The organism is Rhizobium sp. L43 (assembly GCF_002531725.1).
GTDB lineage: Bacteria > Pseudomonadota > Alphaproteobacteria > Rhizobiales > Rhizobiaceae > Rhizobium.
Window position 1 is genome coordinate 21,656 of sequence record NZ_NWSQ01000049.1, and the last position, 6,962, is coordinate 28,617.

At 60.9% G+C, this 6,962-nt stretch carries 5 protein-coding genes; 2 read left to right on the forward strand and 3 right to left on the reverse strand.

The features are described from left to right. The first annotated feature begins 134 nt into the window (after positions 1–134). Both CO667_RS33165 and CO667_RS33170 read left to right on the forward strand, forming a co-directional pair. Positions 135–1,331: an efflux RND transporter periplasmic adaptor subunit gene (locus tag CO667_RS33165; RefSeq protein WP_097622213.1), complete on the forward strand. Its 1,197-nt coding sequence runs from the start codon at positions 135–137 to the stop codon at positions 1,329–1,331. A gap of 41 nt (positions 1,332–1,372) precedes the next feature. Next, positions 1,373–4,555 (forward strand): multidrug efflux RND transporter permease subunit, encoded by a 3,183-nt coding sequence (locus tag CO667_RS33170; protein WP_097622214.1) that lies wholly within the window; start codon positions 1,373–1,375, stop codon positions 4,553–4,555. Positions 4,556–4,568: 13 nt separating this feature from the next. Here CO667_RS33170 and CO667_RS33175 read toward each other — a convergent pair whose 3' ends face one another. The 3 genes from CO667_RS33175 to CO667_RS33185 all read right to left on the reverse strand — a co-directional run bounded on the left by CO667_RS33175 (position 4,569) and on the right by CO667_RS33185 (position 6,682). Then, positions 4,569–4,898: a hypothetical protein gene (locus CO667_RS33175; RefSeq protein WP_097622215.1), complete on the reverse strand. Its 330-nt coding sequence runs from the start codon at positions 4,896–4,898 to the stop codon at positions 4,569–4,571. Then, complete coding sequence (locus CO667_RS33180) at positions 4,895–5,683, reverse strand: DUF2092 domain-containing protein (RefSeq protein ID WP_097622216.1); 789 nt, start codon at positions 5,681–5,683, stop codon at positions 4,895–4,897. The genes CO667_RS33175 and CO667_RS33180 overlap by 4 nt, the downstream gene beginning before the upstream one ends. Positions 5,684–5,887: 204 nt before the next feature. Continuing rightward, positions 5,888–6,682 (reverse strand): hypothetical protein, encoded by a 795-nt coding sequence (locus tag CO667_RS33185; protein ID WP_097622217.1) that lies wholly within the window; start codon positions 6,680–6,682, stop codon positions 5,888–5,890. Between the last annotated feature and the right edge of the window lie 280 nt (positions 6,683–6,962).

Genomic DNA, 6,962 nt, shown 5'->3' on the forward strand with positions numbered 1-6,962 from the left:
AGAGGACAGCGCCGCGCGTCTTTCAGATATGCAAGGGACGCTGTCGCACTTTGAATTGCAGCATCATTTATCCTTCAATCGATTCCGATTGAAGGAATTATGCAGTGGGCTCTTGACCTGTCGAGGCGGCGGCAATGTGTGGGAGATTGCATCAGGATCTGCGACTTTTTTTGACGTTTGCCGGCATGGCCATTCTCGCCGGCTGCGGGGAGAGCGGCAACAGCTATGTCCCCCCACCGCCGCCTGCAGTTCGGGTCGCGCAGCCGGTCCAGCAAGCGGTGACGCTCTATTTCGAGCTCACCGGCAATACGGCACCGCTCAATGCCGTCGATATCGAGGCGCGCGTCCAGGGCTATATCCAATCCATCGACTACCAGGACGGCATGATGGTGAGGAAGGGCACCAAGCTTTTCGGCATCGAGCGCGACACGTATCAGGCGCAACTGGATCAGGCGAAGGCGTCACTCGCCTCGCAGCAGGCCTCCCAGGTCGGCGCAAAACAGGAGTATGACCGCCAGCTCAATCTGTCGAAGCAACAGGTCACCACGCAGACCGCTGTCGACAGCGCCAAGGCGACCCTCGACGAGGCGAATGCCGCCATCCTCAACGCCCAGGCCAATGTCGAACTCGCGACGATCAATCTCGGCTATACCGAAGTGCTCGCCCCCTTCGACGGCATCGTCACCGATCACCTCGTCGATCTCGGCACGCTGGTCGGCGTGTCCGGCCCCACCAAACTCGCCAGCATCGTCCAGACCGATCCGCTTTATGCCTATTTCAACGTCAGCGAAACGCAGGTGCTGATGATCAAGGAAGCCATGGCAAAACAAGGACATACTTTCAGGCAGACGGACCTTCCGAACATACCGGCAGAGATCGGGCTGCAGACGGAAGAAGGTTACCCGCACAAGGGGCATCTCGACTACGCATCACCTCAGCTCGACGCTTCCACGGGCACGCTTCAGGTCCGTGCCCTGTTCGACAACAAGGATCACGCCATGTTGCCCGGCCTCTTCGTCAGAGTTCGGGTGCCGGTCGGCCACAACGACAAGGCTCTGCTGGTGCGTGACGATACGATCGGAACGAACCAGCTCGGCAGCTACGTGCTGGTTCTCGGCAAGGACGACGTCGTCGAGCAGAAGCAGATCAAGACGGGCCAGCGTGAAGGTCCGCTTCGGGTTATCCAGTCCGGCCTCGATCCGGCTGACTGGGTGGTGACCCAAGGTATCCAGCAGGCCATCCCCGGCAGCAAGGTCACCCCCGAGAAGATCGAAATGAACCCGCCTGCAACTGCCGCCGGCGATGCGAAGGCCAAGACCACCACGCAATGAATTCGCCGCCATGCTTCATCTGAACGTCTGAGGACAACAGCATGATCTCGCGTTTCTTCATCGAGCGACCGGTACTCGCCAACGTCCTGGCATTGGTCTTCGTGCTCGTCGGCGCGGCCGCCCTGTTCCAGCTGCCTGTGGCGCAATATCCGAATGTCGTCCCGCCGACGGTGCAGGTGACGACGCGTTTTCCCGGCGCCAGCGCCCAGACCCTCGTCGACACCGTGGCGCTGCCGATCGAGCAGCAGGTCAACGGCGTGCAGGACATGCTCTACATGCAGTCGACCAGCGCCAGCGACGGCACCTATTCGCTGATCGTCACCTTTGCCATCGGAACGGATCCCGACCAGGCGCAGGTTCTGGTGCAAAACCGCGTCGCCATCGCAATGTCGTCGCTTCCCGAAGCGGTGCAGCTTCAGGGCGTGACGACGCAGAAGAAATCGACGGCGATCCTGGGCTTCGTCAGTCTGACCTCGCCCGACAGCCGCTATGACAGCCTGTTCCTGTCGAACTACGCCGTCATCAACCTGCAGAACGAACTCGCCCGCCTGCCGGGCGTCGGCAATGTCACCGTGTTCGGCGCCGGCCAATATGCCATGCGGATCTGGATGGATCCGAACCTGCTGCAGGCACGCGGCCTGACGCCGCAGGACGTCGTCAATGTCGTGCAGCAGCAGAGCCAGGAAGTCACCGCCGGCCAGATCGGCATTCCGCCGGTGCCGAAAGGGCAGGTCTTCCAATACACGCTGAACGTCAATGGCCGGCTGAACGACGCCGCCGACTACGAGAACATCGTCGTCAAGGTCGAGAGCGGACAGGGCGGCCGCATCACGCGCGTCCGCGATATCGGCCGCGTCGAACTCGGCGCCCAGACCTACAGCCAGTCCTTCATGCAGAACGGCCGGCCGGCGGCCGGCATCGGTATTTTTCAATTGCCGGAAGCCAATGCCATCGCGGTGGCGCAGGCGGTCAACGCGAAAATGGAAGAACTCTCGAAGAGCTTCCCGCCGGGCCTCGAATATCACGTGCCGTTCGACACAACGAAATTCGTCAGGGCCTCCATCGACGAGGTTTACGTCACCTTGATCGAGGCCGGCATTCTCGTTCTCATCGTCATTCTCGTCTTCCTGCAGGATTGGCGGGCAATGCTGGTGCCGGCGACCACCGTTCCGGTCACCATCATCGGCGCCTTCGCGGCCATGGCGGCATTGGGTTTCACCGTCAACCTGTCGACGCTCTTTGCCATCGTTCTCGCCATCGGCATCGTCGTCGACGATGCCATCGTCATTGTCGAAGGTGTGGCCCGGCACATTGAGGCGGGCATGTCCGGCCGAAAGGCCGCCGAGAAGGCGATGGAGGAACTGCTCGGCCCGGTCATCGGCATCACGCTGGTGCTGATGGCGGTTTTCATTCCGGCCGCTTTCCTGCCCGGCCTGACCGGGCAGCTCTACCGGCAGTTCGCCCTCGTGATTGCCGCGACAGCGCTGATCAGCGCGGTCAATGCGGTCACCCTCAAACCGACGCAATGCGCCCTTTGGCTGCGCCCGCCGGCGCCGCCCGAGAAACGCAACATCCTCTATCGCGGCTTCAACAGGGTCTACGACAAAGGCGAACGCGGCTATGCCGGGTTGATCGGATCGATGACCCGTCACGCCGGCATCATGGCCATCGCAGCACTTGTGCTGATCGCGGTCGCCGTCTGGGGCCTCGCCCGCCTGCCGACCGCTTTCCTGCCCATCGAGGATCAGGGTTATGTGCTGATCAGTACGCAATTGCCCGACGGCGCCTCGAAGGAGCGGACCGATGCGGTTATGGAAGAGGTCGGCAAGATCGCCGAGGCCACCCCTGGAGTCGATCAGGTGCTGACCATCAGCGGCCTCTCCGTTCTCGACAACAATGCCAGCCTGCAGAATGCCGGCGTCGCCTATGTCGTTCTCAAGGATTGGGACGAACGCGGCAAGGAGAAAGGACAGGACCTGCTGTCGATCTATCAGCATTTGAACGACGCGCTGCAGCATGTGCTGACCGCCAAAACGCTGGTGGCCGTTCCGCCTCCGATCCAGGGCGTCGGCAATGCCAACGGCTTTACCATGCAGGTGGAGCTCCGCAACGGCGTATCCGACTATCCGCTACTGCAATCGCTTGCCGATACAATCGTCAAGAACGGCAATGCCCAATCATCGCTGCAGAGGCTGAGCACGCCGTTTCGCTCGAACGTGCCGCAGCTTGCGGTATCCGTCGATCGCATCAAGGCGGAGACGCTGGGAATTACCGTGGGGCAGGTCTTCTCCGCACTCTCCGGCTATGTCGGATCGAGCTATGTGACCCAGTTCAACAAATTCGGCCGCACCTTCCAGGTCTATGCACAAGCCGCTTCCGATTTCCGTGTCAGCCCTGACGACATCCGCAATCTGAAGGTCAAGGCGGGCGACGGGACGATGGTGCCGCTCGGCACCGTCGTCGATGTCACCGCGACGCAAGGCCCCTCGCTGATCAGCCTCTACAATCTCTATCCCACCGCCACCATCGTCGGTGGACCGGCCGCCGGTTTCAGCTCCGGTCAGTCGCTTGCGGTCATGGAGCAGATCGCCGATCAGACGCTGCCGACAGGGACGGGCTTCGAATGGACGGCGCTCTCCTATCAGGAAAAGGCGGTGGGCGGGCAGATCTATTTCATCTTCGCACTCGCCATGCTCCTCGTTTATTTCGTGCTTGCCGGCCAATATGAAAGCTGGATCCTGCCGCTGGCGGTCATATCAGCCGTGCCGCTTGCTTTGCTCGGCACGGTGGCGGCACTCACGGCAGCCGGCGTCGCCAACAATCTCTACACGCAGATCGGCCTCATCCTGCTGATTGCGCTGGCAGCCAAGAATGCCATCCTCATCGTCGAATATGCGCGGGAAAAACGGGCGGAAGGCCTGGAAATCCTGGAGGCGGCGGTCGAGGCGGCCCGGCTGCGTTTCCGGCCGATTCTGATGACGTCCTTCGCCTTTATCCTCGGGGTCCTGCCGCTGGTGCTGGCGACGGGCGCCGGCGCATCGGCCCGTAAGTCGATCGGCATATCGGTCTTTAGCGGCATGATCGCCTCGACCTGCCTCGCCATTCTCTTCGTTCCCTCCTTCTACGTGCTGCTGCAGCGCCTCGAGGAATACTGGAAGCGGCGCGGCGCGACCGCAAACACGGCCGCGAGCGTGGCGGAGGCGGAGATATCGAACGTCCGGTAAGGCGATCGCAGCATTATTGGACGATCACCTGCACATAGACGTTGCCGCTCTTGGCGTAATAATACCCGCCGCATCGGTAATAATAGCCGCCGTAATAAGGACCATAGCGGCAGCCCGCCGGAAGCACGGCAATGGTCGTCGTCGTGCGTGTGACGACCCGCCGCGTCGTCCGGCGGGCCACGCCCGCATAAGAGAGCGGCGTCAGCGGCCTGCCGATGACGGCGCCCGCCGGCGTGGCGAAGCCGATCGGCACCGGCATGGACCCCTGCCCCTCGATGTGAAAGCCGGTGAATGTCAGAACACCGGCCAGGCCGAGGGCGAAAAACAGCTTCCTATAGGTCATTTTACCTCTCCTACATCGGCAGCCTCAGGCAACTCATCAAGCGATTGCAGCTCACTGAGATCGACCGTTTTTGCGCTGGCTGGAACCTCGATTGTGTAGGAAACGGCCGCGACATCCGCTCCACTTTGGAAATCGCTGATTTCGAGCGTGTATTGCGGCGCCTGGACGACATGTTTGCTGGTGATGACATAACGGCGGGGTATCGGTTGCGGGCCGCTCTGTATCCAGATCTGCCAGTCGATCTCGGCTGTCCGGAAGGCCAGATATTCGCATTCGACCCCGTCCACGAAAGCGCTGGAAATATGCTTGCCCTCGGTCACATCGGACATCAGCGTGTCGTAGACGTTGGTGGACAGCAGATCGGCGCCGGGAGCCTCGACGCCGGCGGTCATCAGCCTGTCGATCAACTCATCGAGCGAACCTTTGCCATCGATCTTGGCATATGCATCGAGATTCTTGCCATGCACCGTCAGCGACGAACCGTCGAAACTGACGTCGAGGTCGGCAAAGCCGCCGGTCCTGGTGACGCGCAACTTGTCGGGACGCGTCAGGTTGGCCGTGCCCGAGCTTACGAACTGGAGTTTCTCGAAGGCAGGCGTTACCGCTTCGAGCGACGATTGGTAGGTGAAGGATATCGTCTTCTGCGCCGTCAGAAAATCGGACATCGTCTTGAGCAGGGCTTTCGCATCATCCGCCCATGCGTTGCCCGCCGGCGCGAGGCTGGCGGCAAGCGAAGTATAGAGGAGGATCCGCTTCAATCGCGGCAAAGAGAAAGTCGATGACATGGCAATGCCTTTCGTTGGTGTCGTCATTGATTTCATCGAATTGCAGATGGCGGCTGCCGGACCTGCCGCAGCCGGACATGAAATGTGAGAGATGCAATGCATGCATGCGGAAAAACGGCCGTCAGCCGGCCTTTGCAGGATCGCGCACCGAATTTTTCGCTGGCGCGCGATGAACTCTTTCAGAGTGCAAATTTCAAACGGACACTACAACCCCGAGGTCAACACGCGATGGCAGGCCGGTGACACGCGTTGCAGATTGTCGCGCAGGCAGGCAATGCCCCGGCCTCCGCCTAAAGGCACCATGCGGCACAAGGCCTGGAAGTCCGCTCCGCAGGTTTCCCGCAGGATCATCACTTCCTCACGTGGGGAGAAGGCCGGCATCATTGCCCGAGGGGCCGGCGTAATCGCACCGGTGGCAGCCGCATCGCCGGCCGTCGGCGCCGCCGATCCCCCCAATGCTGCAACCGCTTGCTGACATGGCGTCGATAGAGCGGCGTTATGCTGTTGCAGACAGCTGAGCGCCGCTGCACCTCCCGGCGTGACACCGGAACATTGCGCCATGAAATCGCGCTGGCAGGCCGATTTGACCGCATTTCGCTGCGCCTGCGTCGGTTGAGCCGCCGGCATGCCGGTCGCAGGCGCCGGGGCGGTCACTGCTGTATTTGCAGGTGCAGCCGGCGTTGGCTCCGCGGATGTCGATTTAGGTTTGACGTTCACCGCCGAAACTGCTTTCCGGCAACCCGCCGAAAGCGTCGCGCTATGCTGCTGCAGACAGGTGAGTGCCTCGATGCCTCCCGGTGTCACCCCGGAGCATTTTGCGATGAAATCGGAGCGGCACTCTGCCCTGATGGCATCGCGCTGCTCTTCGGTCGGCGCTTGCGCTGAAGCAATCCCGGCGAAGAACACCACCGCGCAGAACGCGGACAACCCGGAGATTACCGATAGAAGACGACGCCTCCGATACGGAGAGGTCGGTAGAGAAGATCGCCATTTTCGCATGATTCCCCCCTATAAATCTCTGATCTACTTTATGAAATGGGAATGCCCTCTGAATAGGATAATAGGCGCCGCCGAATGGACGGACGTTGCTTGCTTTCATGGAAATATAAGACGCGCCTGACCTAGGTATATTAGAATATCATCTCTTTAGCAACTATCTAGTCGCCGCGCGAAGATCGATCGCAACTCGGAGGACTATCGTTTCTGACGTCCAGCAACGCAAAAAGCCCGCAGGAGGCGGGCATTTGTGTAGCTGATCTTTGAAGGCATTTGGTTTCGT

Excerpts from the sequence above, each read along its gene's own strand:
- CO667_RS33165 (WP_097622213.1), top strand. The coding sequence starts at position 135 with ATGTGTGGGAGATTGCATCAGGATCTGCGACTTTTTTTGACGTTTGCC.
- CO667_RS33170 (WP_097622214.1), top strand. The coding sequence starts at position 1,373 with ATGATCTCGCGTTTCTTCATCGAGCGACCGGTACTCGCCAACGTCCTG.
- CO667_RS33175 (WP_097622215.1), bottom strand. The coding sequence starts at position 4,898 with ATGACCTATAGGAAGCTGTTTTTCGCCCTCGGCCTGGCCGGTGTTCTG.
- CO667_RS33180 (WP_097622216.1), bottom strand. The coding sequence starts at position 5,683 with ATGTCATCGACTTTCTCTTTGCCGCGATTGAAGCGGATCCTCCTCTAT.
- CO667_RS33185 (WP_097622217.1), bottom strand. The coding sequence starts at position 6,682 with ATGCGAAAATGGCGATCTTCTCTACCGACCTCTCCGTATCGGAGGCGT.